This window comes from Coleofasciculus sp. FACHB-712 (genome assembly GCF_014695635.1).
In the GTDB taxonomy this organism is placed as follows: domain Bacteria; phylum Cyanobacteriota; class Cyanobacteriia; order Cyanobacteriales; family FACHB-T130; genus FACHB-T130.
In genome coordinates this window covers 1-25,504 of the sequence record NZ_JACJOQ010000552.1, presented here as the reverse complement: position 1 = coordinate 25,504, position 25,504 = coordinate 1, and the positions used below count along the sequence as shown (strand labels likewise).

24 protein-coding genes are annotated in these 25,504 nt (G+C 45.2%); 18 read left to right on the top strand and 6 right to left on the bottom strand.

From position 1 onward, the window contains the following. Positions 1-43: 43 nt before the first annotated feature. From H6F50_RS19625 to H6F50_RS19595, 7 genes are all read left to right on the top strand, one after another. Positions 44-1,441, top strand: coding sequence for a chloride channel protein (locus tag H6F50_RS19625; protein WP_190429993.1), 1,398 nt, complete (start codon positions 44-46; stop codon positions 1,439-1,441). Positions 1,442-1,582: 141 nt separating this feature from the next. Further along, positions 1,583-2,053, top strand: coding sequence for a nitrate reductase associated protein (locus H6F50_RS19620; protein ID WP_190429992.1), 471 nt, complete (start codon positions 1,583-1,585; stop codon positions 2,051-2,053). A 66-nt stretch (positions 2,054-2,119) separates the two neighbouring features. Next, complete coding sequence (locus H6F50_RS19615) at positions 2,120-3,136, top strand: peptidoglycan-binding protein (RefSeq protein ID WP_242029117.1); 1,017 nt, start codon at positions 2,120-2,122, stop codon at positions 3,134-3,136. A gap of 340 nt (positions 3,137-3,476) precedes the next feature. Beyond that, positions 3,477-4,361 carry a TIGR02587 family membrane protein gene (locus H6F50_RS19610; RefSeq protein WP_190429991.1) on the top strand — a complete coding sequence of 295 codons (885 nt, stop codon included), beginning with the start codon at positions 3,477-3,479 and terminating at the stop codon, positions 4,359-4,361. Continuing rightward, positions 4,358-4,783, top strand: coding sequence for a TIGR02588 family protein (locus tag H6F50_RS19605; RefSeq protein ID WP_190429990.1), 426 nt, complete (start codon positions 4,358-4,360; stop codon positions 4,781-4,783). Before H6F50_RS19610 ends, H6F50_RS19605 begins: the two co-directional genes overlap by 4 nt. Before the next feature lie 54 nt (positions 4,784-4,837). After that, positions 4,838-5,974, top strand: coding sequence for a serpin family protein (locus H6F50_RS19600; RefSeq protein WP_190429989.1), 1,137 nt, complete (start codon positions 4,838-4,840; stop codon positions 5,972-5,974). 4 nt (positions 5,975-5,978) lie between these two features. Next, on the top strand, positions 5,979-6,578 hold the full coding sequence (locus tag H6F50_RS19595) for a DJ-1/PfpI family protein (protein WP_190415889.1): 600 nt from the start codon (positions 5,979-5,981) through the stop codon (positions 6,576-6,578). Positions 6,579-6,940: 362 nt separating this feature from the next. Here H6F50_RS19595 and H6F50_RS19590 read toward each other — a convergent pair whose 3' ends face one another. Further along, complete coding sequence (locus tag H6F50_RS19590; protein WP_190429988.1) at positions 6,941-7,336, bottom strand: S-layer homology domain-containing protein; 396 nt, start codon at positions 7,334-7,336, stop codon at positions 6,941-6,943. 231 nt (positions 7,337-7,567) lie between these two features. On the opposite strand from H6F50_RS19590, the gene H6F50_RS19585 reads away from it, so the two are divergent. After that, positions 7,568-9,106: an FAD-dependent oxidoreductase gene (locus tag H6F50_RS19585; RefSeq protein ID WP_190429987.1), complete on the top strand. Its 1,539-nt coding sequence runs from the start codon at positions 7,568-7,570 to the stop codon at positions 9,104-9,106. Between the two features lie 131 nt (positions 9,107-9,237). After that, positions 9,238-10,098: an SDR family oxidoreductase gene (locus H6F50_RS19580; RefSeq protein ID WP_190429986.1), complete on the top strand. Its 861-nt coding sequence runs from the start codon at positions 9,238-9,240 to the stop codon at positions 10,096-10,098. A gap of 344 nt (positions 10,099-10,442) precedes the next feature. Here H6F50_RS19580 and H6F50_RS19575 read toward each other — a convergent pair whose 3' ends face one another. Next, the gene (locus H6F50_RS19575) at positions 10,443-11,492 is read right to left on the bottom strand and encodes a hemerythrin domain-containing protein (RefSeq protein ID WP_190429985.1); all 1,050 of its coding nucleotides are present in this window, start codon (positions 11,490-11,492) and stop codon (positions 10,443-10,445) included. 554 nt (positions 11,493-12,046) lie between these two features. Continuing rightward, complete coding sequence (locus H6F50_RS19570; protein WP_190415051.1) at positions 12,047-13,084, bottom strand: hemerythrin domain-containing protein; 1,038 nt, start codon at positions 13,082-13,084, stop codon at positions 12,047-12,049. A gap of 461 nt (positions 13,085-13,545) precedes the next feature. Here H6F50_RS19570 and H6F50_RS19565 point away from each other — a divergent pair, with 461 nt between their 5' ends. Beyond that, positions 13,546-14,292 (top strand): DUF2993 domain-containing protein, encoded by a 747-nt coding sequence (locus tag H6F50_RS19565; RefSeq protein ID WP_339380440.1) that lies wholly within the window; start codon positions 13,546-13,548, stop codon positions 14,290-14,292. A 127-nt stretch (positions 14,293-14,419) separates the two neighbouring features. Continuing rightward, a complete protein-coding gene (locus H6F50_RS19560; RefSeq protein WP_190415052.1) occupies positions 14,420-14,938 on the top strand; it encodes a DUF2231 domain-containing protein in 519 nt (172 codons plus the stop codon). A gap of 111 nt (positions 14,939-15,049) precedes the next feature. Here H6F50_RS19560 and H6F50_RS19555 read toward each other — a convergent pair whose 3' ends face one another. Beyond that, the gene (locus H6F50_RS19555) at positions 15,050-15,451 is read right to left on the bottom strand and encodes a hypothetical protein (protein ID WP_190415053.1); all 402 of its coding nucleotides are present in this window, start codon (positions 15,449-15,451) and stop codon (positions 15,050-15,052) included. Positions 15,452-15,736: 285 nt separating this feature from the next. On the opposite strand from H6F50_RS19555, the gene H6F50_RS19550 reads away from it, so the two are divergent. After that, on the top strand, positions 15,737-16,174 hold the full coding sequence (locus tag H6F50_RS19550) for a DUF2809 domain-containing protein (protein ID WP_190429984.1): 438 nt from the start codon (positions 15,737-15,739) through the stop codon (positions 16,172-16,174). 38 nt (positions 16,175-16,212) lie between these two features. Here the strand turns inward: H6F50_RS19550 and H6F50_RS19545 are convergent, their stop codons facing one another. Then, positions 16,213-16,560, bottom strand: a complete 348-nt coding sequence (locus tag H6F50_RS19545; RefSeq protein WP_190429983.1) for a hypothetical protein — start codon at positions 16,558-16,560, stop codon at positions 16,213-16,215. 858 nt (positions 16,561-17,418) lie between these two features. On the opposite strand from H6F50_RS19545, the gene H6F50_RS19540 reads away from it, so the two are divergent. From H6F50_RS19540 to H6F50_RS19515, 6 genes are all read left to right on the top strand, one after another. Then, positions 17,419-17,643: a DUF167 domain-containing protein gene (locus H6F50_RS19540; protein ID WP_190429982.1), complete on the top strand. Its 225-nt coding sequence runs from the start codon at positions 17,419-17,421 to the stop codon at positions 17,641-17,643. A 323-nt stretch (positions 17,644-17,966) separates the two neighbouring features. Further along, on the top strand, positions 17,967-18,356 hold the full coding sequence (locus H6F50_RS19535; protein ID WP_190415056.1) for a response regulator: 390 nt from the start codon (positions 17,967-17,969) through the stop codon (positions 18,354-18,356). A 19-nt stretch (positions 18,357-18,375) separates the two neighbouring features. Then, a complete protein-coding gene (locus H6F50_RS19530; protein WP_190429981.1) occupies positions 18,376-19,830 on the top strand; it encodes a HAMP domain-containing sensor histidine kinase in 1,455 nt (484 codons plus the stop codon). 528 nt (positions 19,831-20,358) lie between these two features. Beyond that, positions 20,359-21,882, top strand: coding sequence for an ABC transporter substrate-binding protein (locus tag H6F50_RS19525; protein WP_190429980.1), 1,524 nt, complete (start codon positions 20,359-20,361; stop codon positions 21,880-21,882). 56 nt (positions 21,883-21,938) lie between these two features. Continuing rightward, on the top strand, positions 21,939-22,826 hold the full coding sequence (locus H6F50_RS19520) for an ABC transporter permease (protein WP_190429979.1): 888 nt from the start codon (positions 21,939-21,941) through the stop codon (positions 22,824-22,826). Between the two features lie 50 nt (positions 22,827-22,876). Further along, positions 22,877-23,701 carry an ATP-binding cassette domain-containing protein gene (locus H6F50_RS19515; protein ID WP_190429978.1) on the top strand — a complete coding sequence of 275 codons (825 nt, stop codon included), beginning with the start codon at positions 22,877-22,879 and terminating at the stop codon, positions 23,699-23,701. A gap of 84 nt (positions 23,702-23,785) precedes the next feature. Here the strand turns inward: H6F50_RS19515 and H6F50_RS19510 are convergent. Next, positions 23,786-25,504 (bottom strand): LysR substrate-binding domain-containing protein (locus tag H6F50_RS19510; protein ID WP_190429977.1); only part of this gene is annotated, 1,719 nt, incomplete at its 5' end.

The following is a 25,504-nucleotide window of genomic DNA, read 5'->3' as shown; positions in this document are numbered from 1 at the left end:
CTTGCTTTCCTACTCACACTGCTAGTGACTTTGAGGAGATTTTATGTCGTCTCCCGATCGAACAACTGCCAGCAACGAGCATAACGTATATGCTGATACATTACCTAACGATTTCAACAGTGCAGGCGAACTAACTTATCAGCAAATTATCCTCTGTTCGGCAGTCATTGGAATTGCTGGAGGATTAGTTGCAACGGTTTATTATTACGCACTGGAATTAAGCCTGCATTTTGTTTGGCACACGCTCCCTGATATTTTGAATCCTTACTTCCCTAGCGGATTTCCCTCCTGGAATTACGTGTGGATTGCTACCACAATTGGGGGATTTTTTGTCGGTCTCACACTGCACTTCATGGGGCTTCCCGGTGAAGTTTCTCTAGTCGTTGATAAGGTACACGATCCAGGACGAATTTCCCTACGCCAAACTCCGGCAATGATTGTCGCTTCCCTGTTTTCGATTACAGCCGGTGGCAGTGCGGGTCCTGAAGCCCCGCTAGTACAAATCAATGGCAGTTTTGGCGGCTGGCTGGGTCAAAAGCTCAATCTGAGCCTGACGACAACTCGCGTGCTGACTTTCTGCGGCATGAGTGCGGCACTGGGTGCCTTCTTTGGTGCGCCTCTTGGTGGCGCACTCTTCGCCCTAGAAATTCCCCATCGTCGGGGATTGGAATACTACGAAGCGCTCATTCCTGCCGTGCTTTCGGCAATTTTAAGCTTTTTTGTGTTTCGATTTAATACGGGGTTGACGATTGGGGGGATGTATCACTTTGTCGCACCTCCTAAGCTTTCCCTGGTTAATTTGGGTCAAGGTGCACTGCTGGGGGCGCTAGGGGCGCTGATTGCGATCATCTTTATTGTTCTGTTCCGGAGTATTGGGTACTTGGCTCAATACATCGAACACCACACGATTGCGCTGGCTACTTTGGGAGGGTTCGCAATTGGGCTGATTGCTTTAGTGTTTCCTCAGACCCTATTTTTTGGCGAAAAGGAAATTCATACGATTGTCGAAACAGGTTCGACGTTTGGAGTGACGATGTTGCTCGCGATCGCGTTTGCGAAGATGCTAGCAGTTAGTTTCACTCTCCACTCCGGTTTCCGGGGAGGATTCATCTTTCCGCTGTTTTACATTGGTGCAGCAGTTGGCTTGGCAATTTCTCTGGCTTTTCCACAAATCCACCCGACAATCGGTATGATTTGCATGATGGCGGCAGTTAACGTGGCGGTGACGAAAACACCGATTAGTTCCACTGTAATTCTCAGCGTGCTTTCAGACACCGCAATGGTGCCGGTTCTGGTGATTGCCAGTTTTGTCAGTTTCCTGTTGACTACCCAAGTCTCGTTGATTCAAACGCAGCGATCGCGCACGCCGACCGGGTTGCAAAACCCCACCCCGATGCCCCTCTATACTGCTGCTAGTGACTTTCCACAAACCAGCCCTTGAATCCTGCCGATATTGAAAGCTTTTTACGATTGTGGTAATGCTCCTAGTAGTCGCAGTTCATGCCTTTAGGAGCTTTTTCTTTGGAAAAGTTTTTTATCAAAATTTTTGTTATTTTTAATAGATTAATTACCTCGAAAATTAATGAAGGCTGACAAATCTACAACTAATTTCTTTCAATTTGAAGCCGATTTTGTAGAGTCCTTGCGTTGCATTCCGATGCAGGTGCGGATGAAATTAGACACTTGCGGCGTCAAACTAAAATTGCCTCACTGGCACCAATTTAGTCAAGCGGAACGACAAACCCTGGTAGAGATGCCCTGTACCACAACAGATGAAGCTCAAGCCTACCGGAAATTACTGCACCAATTCGTTGTAGAACACATGGGCGTCTCTCCCAGCGACCTGCCGATAGAACCTCATCCAGATTGGATGGATGCTACAAAAATACCGGCTAACATTCAGGAAAAGGCAGCAGAATTTGGAGCAATACTGACACCCCAACAATGGGCAGAACTCACTCCCGCTCAACGCTTTGCTCTCATCAAACTCAGCCGCCCCAGTCACGAAAACCAAAACTTTTTACCCGCACTCCAAGAATTTAACTTAATCTGAGCTATCAAGAAATGTGAAAAAAATTGCTACTTACCTTGCTGCGGCATAGTTATTAGGTTACAAACGATGCTGGCAGTGCTAGAGAAAGCGTTTGTGGTTTGTCCCATCACGCTCATTATTCATCTGCCGTCAACTTTACAGGACATCTTCAACATGCCTTTTACCGCTAGCGTTATTTCATGTCAGGAGTGGGGGGCCAGACCCCCCAAACAGTGGTCAGAGGAAACCACACCTAAATACGTGATCGTTCACCATACCGATACGCCCAATCCCCCCAGCCATATATCGAAAGGAACTGTGGATGGAGCGAAAAAATTTGCCAAAAGTGTTCAGAATACCCACATGGATGTTTTCGGCTGGTGGGATTCCGGTCATAATTTTTTGAATACAACGGACGGCGTTCTCCTAGAAGGAAGAAATGGCACTTTAGCAAAAATTAAACGAGGTTTGTGTATTCGCTCGTCTCATGCTGGCAGTGCTCTAGGCAATGAATCGCCGGGAATTGAAAATGAAGGCAGATTCATGACCCATCAGATGGGTGAAAAACAATGGAATAGTTTAGTCGATTTATGCGTTTCAATTTGCAGTTCCTGCAAAATTTCTCCTGATAATATCAAAGGGCATCGAGATTTTTCTGCCACTGATTGCCCTGGTGATTGGTTATACGCTCAACTACCCCGTTTGCGTCAAGCCGTTCGTCAAAAGTTGAGTGCAATCGGTGTTCCGACAGACGATGGTTCCTTAAGAGTTGGATCGCGAGGAGAAAAAGTCAAACAATTGCAGCAGTTGTTGAAAGACAAAGGTTTTAATCCGGGTCCCATTGATGGTAGTTTTGGTACGGGCACAGAAACGGCTGTGATTGCTTTTCAGAAATCCCAAGGGTTAAAGGCGGATGGAGTTGTGGGAACAACTACCTGGAATGCGCTCACCAACCCCACACAAGTGCCTCCAGTTAATCTGGTGAATATGTGCAAATACTACCAAGGGTTGCCTCATCAAGATGATGCGCTGGAGTGGCTTCAGACGCAGATTCCGAAAGCAACCCTCGATGAGTTTGGGAAAAGATGGCGTAAAACAACTTAAAAATCGGGTAGAAAAGCCAGGAGTTAGGAAAACAAACGATTCAGAATTTTCTCTTCCTCCTGGCTTTTATCTGCTTCGACAGCAATCCTTGCAGTAGTTATTAAATTCTCTATTGTCTTGTTGGATCGCCCTGTGGGACTTGGAGCAGTTCATTTCTTCCGAAATCAAATAAGACGGCTATTGAATGATTTACATTATTCGAGAGTCAGGGTTTGATAACATTTAAGGAATAAGTTGACGAACGGCTTACCGCTAGCTTCATCTGTTATTGCCTCTGGCTTGGTTGCTTGAGAATGACTTTTGGCTTGGCATAAGCGGATGAAAAGTCGATGCCCCCCTAATGAAGATTAAACGCGCTCCAAAACATAAACCCGAAAACATTTGGTCGAAAGAATGGGATGATCTACTGCGGGGTGCCGCGGGTGGGTTTTTATTCGGAATTCCGCTACTGTACACGATGGAAGTCTGGTGGATTGGGTCGTTCACGGAACCGCCGGTGATGCTAGCTGCGATCGCTGCCACGTTTATCGTCGTTTTCCTGCTCAATCGCACCGAAGGCTTTCGCAAATATAAGGATATTCGACCGGGTGAAGCGGTGATAGATACCCTTGAAGCGATCGCTATCGGCGTCGTCTGCGCGACAAGTATCCTAATTTTATTGCGCGAAATCACCTTCGATACCTCTTTGGGTGAAGCATTAGGAAAAATAATCTTCGAGAGTGTACCGTTTGCTTTGGGTGTGGCGCTAGCGCGTTCTTTTTTAAGTGGCGATCGCTATCAATCTCCTAACAGCGATGAAAATCCCCCACAACCAGACAAAACCCGTCTCAATGCGACCTTGGCAGATATTGGGGGTACTTTGATTGGTGCCACGATTATTGCCTTTAACATTGCGCCTACTGACGAAATTCCCATGCTAGTCGCTGCTTCTTCCCCTCCGTGGCTGATTGCGATTATTGTTGCCTCGCTGTTAATTTCTTATGGGATTGTCTTTCAGGCTGGCTTTACTAATCAACAACAACGGAAACAACAGCAAGGACTTTTTCAGCGTCCCTTAAGCGAAACTGTTTGCTCCTATTTAGTGTCGCTTCTGGCAGCCACATTTATGTTGTGGTTCTTCCACCAGCTGAGCTTTGACGATCCGTGGCAAATGTGGTTGAGCTATACATTGTTACTAGGACTCCCAGCCACTGTAGGTGGCGCAGCAGGAAGGTTGCTAGCATGAGCCAAACGAATCAAGATAGCGATTCATCCCAACAGCAACGACCGCCGCGATCGCTTGCAGAATGGGTTTCCTTTGCGATCGCGACGTGCATTGTGGTGCTACTGGTGGGACTGGTGCTGTATGACTGGGCAACCCAGAAAAATCAACCCCCAATTCTATCAGTCATTGCGAAGGAAAGAGAACTTCGTCAAACCCAAGAGCAATTCTACATCCCTTTTGAAGTGACGAATACTGGTGGAGAAACTGCTGAATCAGTCCAGATTATTGCCGAGTTGCGGGTTAATGGGAAAGTTGAAGAAACTGGCGAACAACAAATTGACTTTCTCTCCGGCGGCGAAAAGGAAGAAGGCGCATTTATCTTTAGCCGGAATCCCCGCGATGGCGAGTTAGTCGTACGAGTCTCTAGCTACAAATTACCTTAAGTTTTTTGATAACCGCTCATTTCCCGGTTCGCTGTAATTATTGGAAACGATGCAATGGTTAATAACAAACTTGTCGCAGCGAATACTCAATTTGCCTTCAAACTATTTAGGGAACTTACAAAGCAGGAGCCTGACAAAAACATTTTTGTTTCTCCAGCAAGCATAGCGATCGCGCTCTCAATGACCTATAACGGCAGTGTGGGGCAGACACAAGCGGCAATGGCGATCGCGCTGGAATTGCAAGAAATGAGCTTGCAACAAGTCAACGAAGCTAACTTACAGTTGAAACAATCGCTAGAAAATCTGGATAACGAGGTGGAGTTAGCGATCGCTAATTCGCTTTGGGCGAATCAGAATGTGGAATTTAAACGGGATTTTTTGAAGCGAACCCAAGAGTTCTACGGTGCAAAAGTAACCAACCTGGACTTTAGTAGTTCCGATGCTTTGGCAACTATTAACAACTGGGTAAGCGAAAACACCCACGGCAAAATCGAGACAATTCTCCAAAAGCTTGACCCTCAAACCGTTTTAATCCTAATTAACGCTATCTATTTTAAAGGTATTTGGGCAAGCCCTTTCGATAAAGAAAATACACACGATAGAGCCTTTACATTACTTGATGGGACGCAGAAACAGTACCCGATGATGTCTCAGCACAGAACCTACCGCTACTACCAAGGTAAGAACTTTCAGGCGGTTAATTTACCCTACGGTAGTGAACAGGTGAGTATGTACATCTTCCTTCCAGATCAAGACTCAAACTTGCAAGCATTCCACAAAAATCTGAACGCTGAAAACTGGAATCAATGGATTTACCAATTCTGGCGAGAGGAAGGAACACTTGTTTTACCCCGCTTTCAGCTAGAGTATGAAGTAGCACTCAATGATGCCCTGATTGCCTTGGGGATGGGAATGGCTTTTGAAGGAGGTTTCCAGCAGATGTCTGCCCAAGACATTGCCATTGCCAGCGTCATCCATAAAACCTTTCTCGAAGTCACCGAAGAAGGAACCGAAGCCGCCGCCGCAACTGGTATAGAAGCCTCATTCGGTCCCCCCGACCCTCCCTTTAGCATGGTGGTTGACCGCCCGTTTTTCTGCGCGATTCGGGATGATGATACTGGAAGTTTGCTGTTTATGGGTTCTATTATGGAGCCACAGACTGCAACATCCAAGCAATCAAACAGGAGTTAGGAAAATGGCGGGAAAAAAAATCTTGATGCTCGTCGGTGACTTTGTTGAAGACTACGAAGTAATGGTGCCATTCCAGGCATTACAAATGGTTGGGCATACTGTCCATGCGATTTGCCCCAATAAGAAAGCAGGGGACGAGGTGCGAACCGCAATCCATGACTTTGAAGGCGACCAAACTTATAGTGAAAAACCCGGTCACAACTTCACCTTAAACGCTACCTTTGATGAAGTGGAAGCGACAGAATACGACGCCTTAGTCGTTCCTGGTGGACGTGCGCCAGAATATATCCGTTTGAACCAGAAAGTATTAGAAATCACCCGCCACTTTGCCGAAGCAAATAAACCGATTGCCGCAATTTGTCATGGGTTACAAGTTTTGGTGGCAGCGGGAGTGCTAGAAGGCAGAAGTTGCACCGCTTACCCCGCGTGCGGCCCGGATGTTAACCGGGCAGGTGGGCTTTACGTGCATATTCCACCAGACGAGGCAATGGTTGACGGTAACTTAGTAACAGCACCTGCATGGCCTGCTCATCCTAACTGGTTGGCAGAATTCTTGAAACTTTTGGGAACGAAGATTGAGCATCAAGAAATGGTTGCGGTTTAACGGTCTCAATCCTATCGAAGTTAGATAATTTACTTGTCTTAGCGCTACCTACACTTGCGATTCGGTCTTAGCTCCCCTTTTAAGGCTACGGTGTACGCACATCTTGGGTTAAGGGGCAAAAAGTTGATTGATCCCCTAAATCTCCCTTTTTAAGGGGAACTTTGACTTAATTCGCCACCTTTTTTAAGGGGGGTTGGGGGATCAAAACGGGACTTGCAAGTTAAAGAAGTCTTGTGCGTATACGGTAGCTTTAAAAGAGGGTTTGGGGGCTTTCTTTGGATGTAACATCACTAATCGAGAAGTATTGGATTAGAAATCCAGTTCCTCAATCACAACCGTTCTTTTTTTCTGTTTTTAAAAAACTACTGGCTCGACTGTTCTCTTGTCTGGGTATCCAGCTTATCTACTCGATTACGCAAACGCTCCAACTCTAATCGATAGGTTTCTAATTGGCTTCTTGGAACCGTTAACCCTTCTTGATTAACTCGATTTCCAGCAGGATTATCAATGAGTTGTTCAACTTGATTTAAGCAGGCATTTAAACCGGCAGCAAATTCATACCGAGTTACAGGCCGATTGCCTTGAAAAGTTCCATCGCCATTTCCACTGAGACACCCATAACGCTCTGTTAGAAGTGGCATTTGAGAATTTGGATTATTGGGAATCGCTTCTTGTGCAACTGCACTGTTTGCTAACAGCAAGGCCATTCCCAAAACGGCTGGACTATATAAAAGTAGAGTCTTAAAAAATTTAGACATTTTAATTCTTTCCACTTAACTTGCAAAAAGGTAACTTGAAGTCTGCTGAAAAAGAAACTTTTATATCTTATTGTAATGAAAATCAACTAGCTATGTGTTGATTGCTGCTGGGAAAAGTATCAAAGTTTACTTACTTCTAATTACAGATACCAGGTTCCGCCTTCAGACGTTATCCCAGTAATAGGTAAAGCGCTAGATATAAAAATTTATACTGTCTCAGGAGAACGCTGAATGAATTTACCAGGAACCTCCGTCTCTGTTTGGCTCGACACTACAGAAGGGACAAAATACCCGCAATTGACCAGTGATATTACCGTAGATGTTGCCATTGTAGGCGGCGGCATTACTGGCTTAACCGCTGCGTTGCTATTGAAACGCGCTGGATTAAGGGTTGCAGTAATCGAGGGATCGCAAATTGGCAGTGGTGTCACCGGCTATACGACTGCCCACCTCACCGAAGCTGCTGACGAACGCTACCAAGACCTGATTTCCTCCTTGGGCGACACGGATGCGAAGCTGGTAGCAGAATCCAGTCGTGCGGCGATTGAACGCATTGCTAAGTTTGTGGCAGAAGAGAAGATTGATTGTGATTTTCAGCGAGTGCCGGGATATCTTTACACTGAAAAATCCCAGGATGTGTCTGAAATTGAGTCAGAGGCGGAAGCGGTTAGCAAGTTAGTGATTCCGGCTGCTTTGACCAAGGATGTGCCACTGCCATTTCCGGTAGAAGCGGCGGTGATGTTCCCCAATCAAGCGCAGTTTAACCCGATTCCCTATCTCCAAGGGCTTGCGAAGGCGATTGACGGTGGTGGCAGTTTTATTTTTGAGCAGTCATCTGTTGTCGATATCACCGGAGACAAGCCGAGTCGAGTTTCTACCGAACAGGGGACGGTAACGGCACTAGATGTGATTATTGCTACTCATACGCCGATTCACAATCTGAACAGTCTCCCGGACTTGTATGTAATGTCCACAAAAATTGCCCCGTATCGTTCTTACGTTATCGGAGTGAGATTGCGATCGCCATTACCGCCAGGACTGTTTTGGGATACCGAGGAGCCGTATCACTATACACGCAGCTACAAAGACCTGCTGATTATTGGCGGTGAAGACCACAAGACGGGTGAGGATGTGGATAATGAGGCGTGTTTCGAGCGCTTGGAAGTGTATGCGCGATCGCTCTATGATGTCGCCTCTATCGATTATCGCTGGTCAGCTCAATTGTACGAGCCGGTCGATGGTCTACCCTATATCGGGAAAACCGCAGCGAATTCTAATATCTACGTTGCTACCGGCTATTCTGGCAACGGCATGACCTTCGGCACCGTTGGCGGGATGCTAACAAGCGACTTGATTCTGGGACGGACGAATCCCTGGAGCGACCTTTACGACCCCAATCGCGCGAATATCCTCGCCAGCGCCCAGCGGTTTGTGACGGAGAATCTGGGCGTCGCCAAGCACTTTGTAGCGGATCGGCTTTTCAAGTCGGAGGGCAATGAACCCTCGGACGTAGCACCAGGCGAAGGCAAGATTCTTGACATCAACGGAAAGAAATATGCCGTCTACCGCGACGAGACGGATTATCTCTGTTCGCTTTCTCCAGTGTGTACTCACGCTGGATGCATTGTTGACTGGAATAACGCCGAAAAAACTTGGGATTGCCCTTGCCACGGTGGACGTTTCAGCCCTACGGGTGAGGTACTCAATGGCCCGCCGATTACGGATCTCGATCAAAAAGAATTGCCCAGTCAATTTACAACGAAAAGTTAACTACATTCACTTTTCTTTTCCCTCTCCAGATTGATTAAGTCAATCTGGAGGGTTGCTAGCGTGTTGGGTGAATAGAAACAAGAAATCTTCTCTGGATTTCATTTTTTTAGACACAGTTTAAGGACACACTAATGCCAGCAGAACAACAGCTACAACCACCCCAACATCAAGACCATCGACCGGGTACCGAATCAGAAATGACGCCTAGCCCCAAGGCAGACGATAGTAAATATCAAGGTAGTAACAAATTACGCGATAAAGTGGCGTTGATTACTGGCGGTGATAGTGGCATTGGTCGCGCAGTTTCTATCTTTTTTGCCAAAGAAGGCGCTGACGTGGCAATCATGTATCTGAACGAACACGATGATGCCCAAGAAACGAAACGGCTGGTAGAAGAACAAGGGCGCAAATGTATTACGATTCCTGGCGACATTGGTGACGAAAAATTCTGTCAGCAGGCTGTAGAAAATACGGTTGCGGAGCTTGGGAAACTCGATATTCTTGTTAACAACGCTGCCGAACAGCATCCTCAAGAAAGCATCGAAGACATCACTGCCGAACAGCTTGAGCGCACGTTCCGGACTAACATTTTCTCAATGTTTTTCTTGACGAAAGCTGCACTCAAGCACCTCAAAGAAGGCAGCGCGATTATCAACACCACTTCGGTGACAGCTTATAAAGGGAATCAGCAGCTGCTCGATTATTCGTCTACTAAAGGGGCCATTGTTGCCTTTACGCGATCGCTCTCAAAATCTCTGGTGGAAAAGGGAATTCGCGTGAATGGCGTCGCACCAGGCCCCATTTGGACGCCACTCATTCCTTCAACTTTCCCAGAGGAAAAAGTTGCCTCTTTTGGTAAACAAGTGCCGATGCAACGGGCTGGACAGCCAGAAGAAGTTGCGCCTAGTTACGTCTTTTTGGCGTCAGACGACTCTTCTTATATGTCCGGTCAGATTTTGCATCCCAACGGTGGCGATGTTGTCAATGCTTAACGCTGAGATGACTACCGATTTTTCTTGAAAGAATAGAAACCCGTTTTCTAACTAGAAAACGGGTTTTTTGATAGATGTTAGGAGTTAGCGATGGGATGCATCCTAGGGTATACGCCTATACCTTGAAAGGTGGGTCTTGTGCGTACAAAAGCTGCTCCCCGTAGGCCGAAGAATTTTTAGTTGAGTCTGCGTAGGCAGGCTTTGTTTATGTATACCTACGCTTCTAGTGCGGGGGCGTGTATTTACCTAGTGAAACAAAAAAACTCCCACCACGTAAGTAGTGGGAGTGCAAACGTCAGTTAAGTTTAGAGAGGTATGGCTTTAGAGGTTGAACGTGCTTCCGATTACTTCATCGAAGCTGCCATTTCTTGCTGAATTTTGCTCTTGGCAGCTTTGAATTCGCTAGACATTTGCTCTTTTTGCTCGGTGCTGCAATTGTTGTCAATGGCTGCAAACATCGTGCTTTCTTCTTGACGAATATGATCGCCAACCGCATCCATCAACTGCTTAATTTTTGATTTGAATTCGTCTTTGGAAGAAGCAGGGTTGATCGCTTTAATTTCATCCAACATCCGCTTCATTTCGGCTTGCTCATCGTACAGCTCTTGAGTATTGTCGTCACCGTAGAAAGACCGAACTCTGGGGTAAACAATTTCTTCTTCGGCTTGAGCGTGTGCCAATAAATCTTTGTAGAGCTGCCCAAAATACTCTTGGAGTTTTTGAGGATCGTCAGTAGCCCCAATTTCTGTAAAGATGGTGTTGGTCTTATTGTGATCCAGGCGGATGAGCGTCTGGATGTTCATATCTTGCTTATCGGTGTTTTGGGTGACGGCGCTACCAAACACACCAGACAAGGCTGCAACAGCGTCTTGAACTCGTGCCCACAGTCCCTGATCTGCGTCTTTTCCAGTCAGTTCGCGGACACCCACGAGTTCTAGCAGTCCTTTGAGTTGTTCCTGGTGAGCGCGGTTCTCAAAGTTAACAGCATTTAAAGGTCCAATCGCCAGTTCAATATCAGCACCCACGACTTGAGCAGCTTTGTGAACTACGATACCGCTCATCGCCTGAGCGTGCTTCAGGAGTTCGTGTTGAACTAATTTCTGGTAGAGAGACAGCTTATCACCAGACATTAATTCTTGGGTCTTCTGAACAAATTCCTGAACTGTCTCGTGGGGTTCAGAGGGAACGCCGTACTGAACAATTACCGTTTCTAGAACGCCCAGGTTTTTCTGGTCGTCCTGGAGCATATTCTGCAAGCGATCGCGCACATCTTGATCGGGAGTGGCACCGAGCAGTGTTTGCTCGTTAGAGATGATTAAATTTTGCGTCGCTTTCATGTCTGCCAATTTTTGTGCGATCGCAATGCGCTTTGTATCGTCCAGTGTTGATACCATTTTTGTTCCTTCTTTGAAATATTATGATTTTTGAATCTTTATGAATAATCTCACAATCTCTTAAAGTAATTCATCTTTCCCGCGACTGAATCCAAAAGTATGGTTTATAGAGGAGATAAATACTTTTAACTTATAGATTTTTATTTGGAATTCAAATTATTAAAACTTCTACTTTTGATAGTTTGCAAAATTAGGGTTCTTGAGTATAGTGATGATTCATCTAAATAAGTTTCAAGAATATATCGCTGTAAATGATTTGTGAACGGGAGTTCTCCGGCTTCTCTAAAAAGCTGGATAGCTGAACCAATGGTATCTCACACCTAAAAAAGGATAGATATACTTTATTCCTTCAATATTCCTTCAATAGAAAACGTAAAGTTACGCGCTCAAGAAAAATTAACTCGTCAATAAAATAAATCTAGGAGGATAGCTTATAGACCCTCCTAGATTTAATTGCTTTATTCCAGCGATGGCAGTTAGCGATCGCACTTATTAACTATAGGGAAACTACGTTCCAAACCTCCCTACAGAGTTAATTCTGTTCGCGCGCACTACTACTTGCTAGAAGCTGCCATCTGGTCTTGTAGCTTGCTCTTAACAGATTTGAACTCGGTTGCCATTTGTTGTTGCTGCTCGCTGCTGAAATTATCGCGCAGCTTAGCGAACATCTCGTTCTCTTCTTGATTAATGTGATGGTTGGTAGCGTCGCTTAGCTGACGAACTTTCGCTTTGAACTCAGAAGAAGAAGGACTCATCGCCTTAATTTCATCCAGCATCCGAGCTTGCTCAGCTTGCTCGTTATACAGATCCTGCGTGTCCTGATAATAGGAGCGCACTGCTGGATAAACAACTTGCTCTTCGGCTTTAGCGTGAGCCATTAAGTCTTTGTAAAGCTGACCGAAGTATTCTTGGATCTTTTGAGCATCGTTAGAATTCTCAATTTCCATAAACAAGGTCTTCGCCTTGCTATGATCCATGCGAAGAATTTCACCGATGGTCATATCAGAACGGTCGGAGGTTTGGGTGACAGCACTACCAAATACCCCTGATAATGCGGCAACGGCGTCTTGAACCCGTCCCCACAGTCCTTGATCGGCTTCTTGTCCGGTTAGTTCGCGAACACCCAGAATTTCCAGAATACCTTTCAGTTGCTCTTGGTGAGCGCGGTTCTCAAAGTTAACGGTATTCAAGGGAGTAATGGCAGCTTCAACATCAGCACCAACTACTTGAGCAGCTTTGTGAATCAGTAGACCCGTCATGGTTTGCTTATGCTTAAGCAATTCATGCTGAGATACTTTTTCAAACAAAGTCAGTTCAGAACTTTCCATTAGCTTCTGAGCTTCACCAATTATCTTAGTTGTGGATTCCTTGGGTTCGGCTTTGACACCGTACTGAATAATTACAGTATCGAGAACACCGAGGTTTTTCTGATCGTCATCAAGCATATCTTGTATGCGCTTGCGAAGATCATCATCGGCGAGCGCAGAGATGAACTTTTGCTCGTTAGCAATTAGCAAGTTTTGCAGCGCTTTCATATCTGCCAACTTCATGCCAATCGCTATGCGCTTGGTATCATCTAGTGTCGTTACCATTCTTTTGTTCTCCACTCAATAATCATAGGATCGGAATCTATCTCGAAGATAGTCATCTCTGTCGAGTAGATTCATCTCTCTTTTGAGAGATCCCCCTTATTTATCCTTTTTATAACGTCCAATTTTTATTGGCTCTATCCAAAGATAGAAAAGATTCAAAACCTTAGGACTTTTCTTTTTTTTGGTTGGATTAGTATATTTTTATTTTGGTTATTCGGCATCTATCGTAAATCATATTTGAAAATTTAAAATAGCCTGAACTTTGATGACAGAGATTTGACAAGCTAGATATTATAAAAACAGTTCCGCGCCACTATCTTAAGAATGAAATATTGAGTTTAAATTTGTGTATAGCCGATCACTTTGTCACCATTCCACCATCAGGCAGATACACTTCTTAATACGGGTCGCTAGATTGACTCAATAACAGACTCAATTAAGACAAGGGCAGGAGACAGGGCGTGACGACGAATAAGGATGCTTCTCTGGGGCAGCAGGCACTTAATAAAGCAGCGGAAATAGGATTATCTAGCCAACTCGATGAAGTAGAAGAATTAGCGGTAGATATCCAGAGCGATCCACTGAAAATGGTTCAGGGACAGGTGGATTCAGTCACCGTTGAAGGTGAAGGTTTGGTGATGAACAAAGACCTCCGGATGGAGGAAATGAAAATGGAAATGCGTGGCATCTCCATCAATCCCCTCAGCGCTGCTTTTGGCAAAATTGAATTAACCAAACCTACTGATGCAACGACCCACGTTGTGTTGACGGAAGCAGACATCAACCGGGCATTCAACTCGGAATTTGTCGGTAGTAAGCTGCAAAGTATGCAGGTATCAGTCAATGGACAACCGATGACTATTGACACTAAAAAGGTAGATTTTCGCCTACCTGGTGAGAACAAAATTGCATTGAGTGCCGACGTGCTGCTGCGCGAATCTGGAGAAACCACGCAAATTGCCTTTACAGCAGTGCCCCGAGTTGGTGCAAATGGGCAGAAGGTCAATCTGGAAGACGTTGAGTATACCGAAGGCAAGGAACTCTCCCCGGAACTGACGGCGGCGCTATTAGAAAAATCGAGCGAACTGTTGAACCTAAGTAACTTCGATCTACAAGGAATGTCGCTTCGCATCAAACAATTAAATCTAGAATCGGGAAAAATGACGCTTTTGGCGGAAGCGCGCGTGGAGCAAATTCCTTCAGGCTAGTGATGAACTGTTTGCGGTTCGCTATTCGCGGTTAGCTGAGTGGGTTACGATCGGCAACCCAAAGCTAATAGCTAATAGCGATCGCTTGCTTTCACTCGTCTAACTCCTAGAATCCATAGAGAAGAACATGACACAAACTCCCAATATCCCGCCGCTGATTGAAAGTGATGAGACCGATTATCAAGATAGCGGGGTGACGAGCACAGTCGCGATCGCAGGACATCCCCTACATCCACTGATCGTCACCTTTCCCATTGCTTTTTTGACCACGCCAGCAGCAGCGGATCTCGCCTACTGGTGGACAAAAGATCTCTTCTGGGCACAAGCCTCCTTTTGGCTAATCGGCATTGGCTTGGCAAGCGGGGTGCTTGCAGCCCTAAGCGGCATGATGGACTTTCTGAGAATTGAACGAGTTCGCAAGCGCAGTGCTGGCTGGGCACACATGGTACTGAATGTCGCCGCCCTAGGGCTGACAATTGCCAACTTTGCACTCCGTTGGGGCAATACCTCAGGAGCCATATTGCCTACAGGGCTTACAATCTCAATTATTGTGGCAACCCTTCTCGGTTTGTCGGGTTGGTACGGAGCCGAGCTAGTCTATCGGCATAAAGTTGCTGTGATCGGCTACGGCGATTCAAATAGATAGAAAAAATAAGCAGGCGACATCCACGTCGCCTGCCAATTAATTTAAAAATTTCCTCTACACTTGTTTAGCATCGCTAAAAGGTAGAAGCCGCAAAAGCTAAATTTTTCTGCGTTATATCAATCCTGGCCCTTGATGACGCTTGTCACCTTCCATCGTCAGCTTCCCTTCTTCATCGTCCTGTAATTCTGAGACAGTTTCAGCGCGTTCGGCAGCCTCGGCTTCTTCTTTGGCTTTCAAGTCTCCAGGTTCGTTCACATACATTTCGGGTTCGATGGCATAGTTATTTAAAAGACCCTCTTTGTCTACCGTGTAGCCATCTGTAGTATCGATACTTCCATCATTTGTTTGATCGTTAGTAGGGGATTTTTCCTCATCATCTTTTCCGGGAGTTGTTTTAAATGCATTCCCCTCTCTTTCTCTACGTGCTGCGGTTTCAGCAGGTACAATCCCCCGATCGTAGTTATCTTCACCAACTCGTTGACTGCTGTCTACGTTATCTGTTTGATTATTCATGACTATTATTCTCCCAACAATATTCAGCTTTAGAAACTAAGAATATAATTTTTGGTATACCTTTATACTCTACCTTGAGTATTAGATCGTCTAAGTATAAAAAATTTATATAAGATTGCGTAATTAATAACAACTAGGATATAAATTAATCTCCTACTTAAGAAGGAAATATTGAACTCTTCTGTGTGCTATAAAGCTCAGTTGGATGCAGTAGCCTGCTCGTTGGCGCGGCTTTAGTCTAAATGTATAGAATACAGAACTGAGAACTGCTTGGAAGTGTAGCCAATGCTTCGAGACGCCAAATATATCAAGCGGATTATCCTCTCGCTGCTGATTATTGTGCCCCTGGGATTGCTCTCCAAGAAATACACTGGGTTCGGTCGCGGCTGGGTCAACGATTTCTCAGGTGATATCTTATACGAAATATTTTGGTGTTTGTTCGGGTTTTTCCTGTTTCCGAGTCGCAAAGCAATGAACCAAATTCCAATTTGGGTATTCGGTATCACCTGCACGATCGAATTTCTGCAACTGTGGCACCAACCTGTTTTAGACTCGATTCGCTCGACTTTTCTGGGCAAACTGTTGCTTGGAACCACCTTTTCTTGGTGGGATTTCCCCCATTATCTGCTCGGTTGCATCATCGGGTGGCTATGGTTACAGCAAATTGTTAGAGGTTACAAAGATAAAACCCCGATTCGCTCGGATAAATGGATGATTAGATGAGGGAGAATTTTCAGTAGTTTTTAGCCTGTGTTTGATGGCTAATCAGATGTAACTGAATTAACCCGAACGGGATGCCCTAACCTTGATTTAACTTTTGATCTTTCTCGCCAGCTTTTCAGCATCAAGCTGTTTTCTTTCAGCATCAAGCTTAGGGTGATTAGCTGTTCGGATAGTAATATCAGCTCTTGGCTCGTGGCGATTAGCTCCTGACTTACGCAGATAAGCTCAGACGATCTGCTGAGCAGATAGTCTGTTCTGGTTGTTATATTTTGCTGGGATATCTCAGAATCTTGCTGTTTAGATTCTGCCAAATCTAAAGGATATGGGGGAACTTCAAAACAAGTTGATTTTTGCCACTTCCTGTTGTTCAGTTTGTGTTTTGTCATGCTCTGAATCCAGTTAACGGAGATGTTAGCAGGTATTGTAAAAGACAAAATTTGAACTTATTAGTAGATTTTAAAGGTGAAAGCGATCGCGTAGCACCTGCGTAGCAGGTGCTACGCGATCGCTCGAATTTTTGGACGGGTTGTAGTATCTACTTATCTATATATTAGTTGCTTGGATTGTACGAGCAGCTTTTTCCTTGTGGCGATTAGCGCTTCACTTGTAGCGATTAGCGCTTCACTTGTGGCGATTAGATCCTGACTTTCGCCGATCAGCCTAGATGATTTGCTGAGCAGATAATCTGTTTTAGTTATTATATTTGGATGATATATTTCAGAATCTTGCTGTCCAGATTCGGCTAAATATAAATCATCTTGATGAATTTTACAGCAAGATAGTTTTTGCCACTTCCTATTGCTAACGTTATATTTTGTCATGTTAGGAATCCAGTTGATGAAGATGCTGGTGTGGTGTTGTAAAAAAGTGAAGTTAGTTCAGTGGATGCCAAAAATCGAGCGCTCGTGTGGCAACCGCTACGCGGTTGCCACACGAGCATTTAAAATTTAGAATATCGTCGTACTATCTACTCATCATAGCAATTTTAGACCAATTTTTCTGGATGAATTTTTTTCGTCAAAACTTATTGACAATGGATTAAATTCGTAGATTTAGCTTTGCCCTTTCAAATAAAAGATATTAGAGACTAATCTAACTAAACTTCTATCTCCAGGCAGAAGTTAATACTAACGATATTTGTATACTACACTACACAAAAACCTGTGTTGAGCGATCGCTATGGTTATGAAATTTATCGTTAACCCGCATGATAGCTACAACCAGATTACCATCACCCCAGCCAGATGAAGAAGCAAGTAAAGGTTAAACCCAATTCAAAAAACCAAAGAATTGAGGAAGCTGAGGACGGTAGCCTTACGGTTCATTTAAAGTCGCCACCTGTAGATGGTAAGGCAAATGAAGAGTTAATTCAAATACTCTCTAAAAAATTTAACATATCAAAATCAAGAATTTTTATCAAATCGGGTTTATCGTCAAGAAATAAGCTAGTCGAAATAGACGACGGTTGAACCTAACTAGAAAATCTAGCAATCTTATTGAAGTTGTGAGCCAGCCCTTCAGATACCTGACTGCTCTAAAAAAAGTCGGGTACCTGACCTTCCCGAACCATTCAGTAAGATTCTATAGCAGTTGCTCGGTAAAGGTGTTGTTCTGACTGCACGCGATCGCTATTTTCATTTTCCGTTTAAACTCATCCCCGTTAGCTTTAAATTAACAAAAGATTAATTTTAGAAACTATCTATTGGTAGATTTCAAAAGCTCAAAGTCAAAATCTAAAATTCAAAAGGGAATAACTCAACCTGGTACACTTGAACGAAGAGGTCAACTCAGCATGCCACACGTCTTACTGATCGATGATGAAGAGGCATTACGTGCCAGTCTCAGCTACGCCTTAATTAAAGAAGGCTATCAAGTGACAACCGCAGGGGATGGACAGACTGCACTCAAGTTGTTCCACAAGCAAGTGCCGGATGTGATTATTTTGGACTTGATGCTACCAGGCATTGATGGGATGGAACTCTGCTGGCGCATCCGAGCATTTTCTAATATCCCGATTTTGATGCTGACAGCTAAAGACCAAGATATTGACAAAGTTTGGGGATTAGAAGCGGGTGCAGATGACTATATCACCAAACCCTTCAACACTCGCGAACTTCTCGCACGCATAAAAGCTGTTCTCCGGGGTCGCGCTGTGGGTCAACAGTCTCTACAGGGAGATTAAAAAAATTGAAGTTGTACCTTTGAAAAATTCAAGGAGCTGGTTAGCAATTCATATCCGATGGAATTCAATTTACCGGAAACTGTTAGTTACCTATTTAGCACTCACCGCATTAGGAACTTCTATTCTGGCAAGCTATATTCTGTTCTCTTTCCATGCCTATTTCATGAGGACGAGACAGGCTGATTTAGATGCCTGGACAACAGCCCTCAGCGAGAGTGTTGCTGACGCTTTAGAGGAAAATGATCTTGAGCGGGTAAGAGTGCTAGTGCAACGCTACGGTTCACCGGAAGCAGTCACCCTGCGCGTCTTTGCACCTGATGGTCGCCTGCTATTCACCTCCGCCCCCCAGCTAGATCGGCAAGTCCCTAACTGGTTAGCTGTTGCTGGCGTGAGAGAAGCGCTACAAAATCAGCCGACGCAAGGGGTAGCAAAAGGGATTCTATCCAACGATGACCGAGTGTATGCAGTGCGACCGATATTTCGGAAGGGTCGTCTGCTCGGTGCGCTGCGGATGTCGATCACTTTAGAACAGTTTCAGCGTCAGTTTCGCCGCGTCATTTTCACCGTTCTTGGAACGCTCTTCTTGACGCTCTTGCTTTGTGCGCTGATTAGCGAAAGCCTTGCCCGTAATATTGCCAGACCGATTCAGGCGATGTGCCACTTTGCAATTGAGGTGGGTGGGGGTCATTTAGGTGAGAAGCTGAACATTCATCAAGATGATGAAGTGGGTCAATTAGCCAGTGAATTGAATCGCATGAGCGAACGGCTGGCTTCCTTAGATAAAGAGCGGCGGGCATTCCTCGCAAATGTGTCCCACGAACTGCGGACTCCTGTTAGCAACGTCTATGTCACCCTAGAAGCACTCGCCAATGGAGCGGCTGAGGAGCCGGAGTTACGCGATCGCTTCATCCAGACTGCACAGGATGAAACCCTGCGCCTGTCCAGGCTAATTAAGGATCTGCTGGATTTGGGACGACTCGAAGCTGGTGTAACGCCACTAGAACAGCAACCGCTAAAGCTGCGAGACTTGATCGAACGGGCGGTGCGAGCAATGGAGTCTCGCATGATAGCCAAGGAAGTTGGCATCAGCGTGGAGGTTGCGGATGTTCAAATCCAAGGCGATCCAGAACGGCTATTGCAAGCTTTTCTAAATATATTGGACAACGCGATTAAGTTCTCTGTACCAGAGTCTAAAGTTTCTGTCTCAAGCAATATAGAAGGTGCCCAGGTTTCAGTAAAAATTCGCGATCGGGGAACCGGAATCACAGAGAGCGATTTGCCCCGCATTTTTGAACAATTTTATACAGCAGATCCCTCGCGCAAAGGCAGCGGAACGGGTTTGGGGTTAGCGATCGCGCGACGGATTGTGGAAGCACACGGCGGCACGATTACGGCTACTAGCACTCCAGGTCAAGGCGCAACTTTCAGTATTCGTCTTCCCCTCGACACCGCCGCAGAGAAACGAAAGAGTTAATATCCTGTCCGGCTTATCCCTTTATTTATAGTCGGCTTATCGTCGGTTGGAAATTGGGGCGTTGTTCTGTTGGACAAGGGCAACCTGATGTAGGAGGACACCTCATTCTGCTCCCCCTACAAATTGCACTGTCGTGGCGAGGGAGTCTCCTAGACTGGGACTTCCTCCGGAAACTCGATCTGCTTGACCAGCAGTATTGATTCAATGACGTTGAGCGTTATAGCTGATCGCGGGAATTGATAAAAAGCAGGTTGAATAGGCGTCGCGAGGCATAGCCAGCATCTTAAAAGGTGCTTCCCCCCAGCGCGAGTTTCCAAATCTGGCAGCTTCAATTCAAAAAATCTATCTATAAATACGAAAAGTCTATCGATAAACCGGGGATTACATCTTGTCTTCGGTGTTTGACTATGGCATTCTGTTAAAACAGTCGTATTCCGACCGATAAACCGGAGATTAAACTAGCTACTGCTCCAACATGATTTGCGTGAAACAAGTGGGGCAGTAGATTCAATGCGGGAATGGAGCCGTATGCATATCAAACTATTGTCTTTAAAGAGTGTTCTTTTTTCTCTGCTAGTTGTTTCCTTAACCTTTACCAGCGCTTGTAGTAACACTTCAGCAAATACTTCAGCAAATACTTCTGCAAATACTTCAGGTAGTTCCTCTGGCAAAAAGGTGATTCGGATTGCGATTGGTACCCAAGACCAAACCATTAACACCGTGACAGGTGGTGCAGTCATCCGAGAAGAAAAGCTGCTGGAGAAGTACCTGCCAAAAACAGGGAAATATCAAAATGTTGAGTACAAAATTGAGTGGTCTAGCTCCACATCAGCCCCACCAATTACCAACAAAATGTTGGCGAATCAAATTGATATCGGCAGCATGGCAGACTTTCCGGCAACGATCAACCTGACCACGTTTCAGAAAAAAGGCAATGGCGTTAAGACTGTTTTGATCTCATCCCTTGCCTACAGCCCTAATGGAGCCGGAAATGCGGTTGTTGTTCCCACCGACACACCTTATAAAAAACTAGCAGACTTGAAGGGGAAAACCATTTCAGTTCCCTTTGGAACCTCGGCGCATGGGATGCTGCTGCGGGCGCTGAAGAATGAGGGCATTGATGCACAGAAAGAAGTGACGTTAGTGAGTCAATCACCAGAAGTAGGTGGCACGAGCCTGAGAAGCCGTCAGATCGATGCTCATGCGGATTTTGTGCCCTATGGTGAGTTGTTTCCCTTTAGAGGCTTTGCTCGCAAGATTTACGATGGTGCACAAACGGAAACTCCAACCTTTCATGGAGTTGTAGTGCGATCGGACTTTGCGAAAGAAAATCCCGAAATTGTGGTGGCTTATCTAAGGGCAATGTTGGAGGCGAATCAGCGTTTCCGGGAACAACCAGAAGCCCTTAGTGCGAAGTTAGAGAAATGGACAGGGGTTGAGAAAGAAATCTTTTATATGTTCCTCGGTCCATCGGGTATTCAAAAGCTCGATCCGAGAATTCAGCCCTACCAAATCACTGCGCTCAAAAATAGCGTAACGACGTTGAAGCAGATTGGAAAATTAGATGCCAGCGTGAACCCAGATGATATTGTAAGTTGGACGGACGATAGTTACCTGAAACAAGCGCTCAAAGAGAGCAACATTAGCGAACAGGATGTGGCTAAGTCGGCGGATAATTTGATTCGTGGCAATGATGCACTCACTCAAGAATCGATTCAAGATCCAAAACTAGCAGCTCAGATTTGGGTAGAAGGAGAAGATAAAGTTCTCAGTTTTGCCTCCATCAAGAATATGCTGACAAAGCTGCAACAGCTCAAGTCTGAGGGCAAGACAGCAGCTGTAGCCTTCGTACACGATCGCGACAAAGGTTGGAAATTATTCGCCCAAAATTCTTTCTATGTTCGCAATGGCGATCAAGTATCTGCATTCCTACTAGAAAAAGATGCACAAGCATTTGCCGGGAAAGCTGGAGCAAAGGTGGCAAGCTTCCAAGAGTTGCAGCAGCTTTATGCCAAAAATACGCAGTCAAAGGATTTAGCGGTTGCGCGATGAATGAAGGGGAGCGATCGCAACGATAGAACCGTATTGATTCAAATGAGAGGTTTGTAATGGCTGTATCTCCAAAATCAGCACGAAAGACAAAAGGAGAGAAGTACAGTGTACTGAGTAGCAAATTTTTGAAGCAGCGCTCCTTGTCAAAATTAGCGCTTATAATTCTGGCACTGCTCAAAAGCCGCAATTTAAAGCGAGCAATTTCCATTGTTTTATTCTTTGGAATCTGGCAGCTTTTGTGCGTCACTCAGTTCAATTTCTTCATCAATTTCACCTTTTTACCCTCTCCAGTTGAAGTTTGGAATGCAACGGTTGAATTCTTTTCTGGCAATGCCGCTGTGCATATTACTGCCAGTCTTCAACGAGTTTTGCTGGGATTTGGAATTGCAGCTATTCTGGGCGTTAGCTTGGGCATCATGATTGGCTGGTTTCGGCAAATTGAAGATTTGCTTTTTATTCCATTAGAGTTGCTCAGACCAATTCCCGCCGTCGCCTGGATACCGCTGGCAATTCTCATGTTTCCCAATGCAGAGTCAGGGATGGTGTACATCACATTTCTAGGCGCATTCTTCCCAATTTTAATCAGCACAATTCGGGGAGTAGAAAGCACAGATATAGTGCTGTTGCGAGTAGGACAGTGTTTGGGAGCTAAACAGTGGCACATTTTTAAAGATATTGTGGTGCCAGGAGCGATGCCCAACATTGCCAGCGGTTTGGTTATTGGTATGGGAAATGCCTGGTTTTGTTTGGTAACAGCTGAAATTTTGGCGGGTCGGTTTGGAGTGGGTTATCTAACTTGGGAGTCTTATGTTACATCGAATTATCCACCAATCGTGATGGGAATGCTGCTGATTGGTTTGATGGGTTTGATAAGCACGCTGATTGTCGATCTCTTAACGAAGTTACTGATGCCTTGGCGAGTAACAAAAAAGCAGGGTGTGTAGTTCCCTGAAAATGAATATTCAAGTTGCCTATTTTGGGAGGTTTAGAGGCTGTGGCAACCCTAGCAAAAAAGCAGGTTAGCGCCTTGGCGAAAGGGTCAGTTGAAGTTAAAGATTTATCTGTTGCCTTTAAGCGACGAGACCAGTACGGGCCTTTGCTGGTTCTAGAATCAACAAACTTCAAAATTAATCCTGGTGAATTTGTCTGTTTGTTGGGACCATCGGGCTGCGGTAAGTCAACGATCCTAAACTTGATTGCTGGTTTTCTGAAACCAACAAGGGGACAGGTCTTAGTGGATGAGCAACCCGTTGAAAGACCGGGAGCAGATCGCGGATTTGTCTTTCAGCAATACTCTCTCCTACCTTGGAAAACTACTTTTGAGAACGTAGAATTTGGTTTGAAAATTCGGGGTGTTTCTAGAATAGAACGAACTGAATTAGTAAATGATTATTTAAACCGAGTTGGGCTGTATAAACATCGTCATTCTTATCCTCATCAGCTATCAGGAGGAATGCAACAACGTGCAAGCATTGTGCGGGCGCTTGTGAATTCACCCTCAGTATTGTTGATGGATGAACCGTTTGCAGCCTTGGATGCTCAGACTCGGCACATGATGCAGGAGTTGCTGCTGAACATTTGGAGCGATTTGAAATCCACGGTTATTTTTGTCACCCACGATATTGAAGAAGCCATCTTTTTGAGCGATCGCATTCTGGTTATGGGCGTTCGTCCAGGGCATATCAAAGAAACAGTTGTGGTGAATCTCGATCGACCCCGCCATATAGATACGATGCTTTCACCAGATTTTGTAAATCTCAATCGGCAAGTCTTTGAATTGATTCGCGAAGAAACTCTCAAGAGTATGGAGTTGGGTTGATTGAAGCAAACCGTATTTGTACTGCTCGTACAGCCCAAGTGTGTTGCTTTCGATAGCGGCTTGGCGTGTCCTTTGTTGTCCCTTTTACCAACTGCTTAAGTTCTGAGATTGATGAAGAAATTCGGTTTGAATCCAGCGATCGAGGTTAATTGTCTCTAGTCCTTCATTTCCGGGAACTAGACGCAGTTGGGCAATGTGTTGAGTAATCCAGTCGGGACGAATCATCATCTCGCAGAAAAAACGCCCAGGTTGATTCTGGTGATAGACATTGCTGAGAATTTGGGAGACGATTTCGGCATCCAGGTTTGTCCACTGGCTGATCAGAGAAAGCGCTGAGGGCGTAATGGTATACCAATATTGGGCAGCGCTTAAGGCTTTTAGGTAAGCGATTACAACTTCCGGATACTGTTCTGCTAACTCTGCACTCACCACTACACCATGAAAAGCCGGTAACATATTCAAATTGTCACCTGGCAAATAACGAAACTTGCCTTGACGATAGGCAATATCGTGAAAGGGAGCAAAGTGGGCATACCCATCTGCCTGAATTGAATAACCAAAGGGCTGAGTAATGTTGGAGTTCTCTAGGGAAGCAAGCTTAACCTCGTTAAGTAAGTTCGCAGAATTGAGCGATCGCATCACCATCCCATGTGCAGAAGAACTGAAAGGAACCGCAATCACACCTCCTCGCAAGTCTTCAATACTTTGCAGTTTGGACTTATTGGGAACAATTACGGCATTACAGGAACCATCGGGATTCGTCGAAACAAAGCTCACTAGTCGCGTCTGTCGAGTTTCACTACTGGAATTATTTTGCTGGATAGCACTCAGTAACAAGGGATAATCCCCTAAAACGCCAATATCTAGTTGTCCGGAGTGTAACCCCTGAATGATGGGTGCTCCTGTAGAAAAATCGCACCAGTGAATGCGGTATTGGGTAGAACTGTAGCGTCCTTCTCTGGGTAAGAAGTGTTCCAGTAAGCCTAAGCGCTGAATTACTAAGCCAGCGGTCACCGTTGGAATCGTGCTGTTTTGAATACCGATCGCTAAATCAATTGTCTCAGGATGTTGCAGAGAGTTGGAACCAATGATCGGGTTAGGCGATCGCAAACGCACTGGGGTTGAATGAGGACAAACAGAGGCTTGCTGTTGCTCTTGACGGTTCTCAACAAGAGCAACGAACTTTTGCATCGGGCTGGAGTTGCGCGATCGCCGATTTTGCGAGGATGAGTCTGTAAGCGCAGATTGGCTTAATCGTTTGGGTAACACTAGGAAAACATTACCGGATAAGGCAAATTCTTGCAGGGGAATTGCAACGAGCATTCCCGATTCACATTCAGCTTTAAATTCAAAGTTAGACGCAAATCCTAAATAATTCCCCTGCATCATGTAGGTTCGCATCAAACTCAGAGTATCAACAGTTTCAACTTGAGCAAAATCCGAAAAGTTTATCCCTAATTCAGTTAGCCGAGATTCAAAGACTAAACGACTAGGAGAGCCAGTATTTAGCATCACCCATCGCTCTTTTTGCAGCTCTTTCAAACTCAACCAGGTTTGATTCGCTACAGGATGATTTGCCGCAACAACTAAAGAATAGTGAATGGGAGCAATTGGGGTTGCTGATATTTCCGAAAACTCTGCAAAACTAATATCTGAGATTCCTATATCATTCTGACTGCTGGTAATGGCTCGATAGAGAAATTCAGCCGAGTCAAATACGACACACTGAGTCTGAATCCCAGGATACTGCTGACGGTACTGGAAGAGAATTTCAGGTAGCCATCCATTAGCGATCGCGGCTGT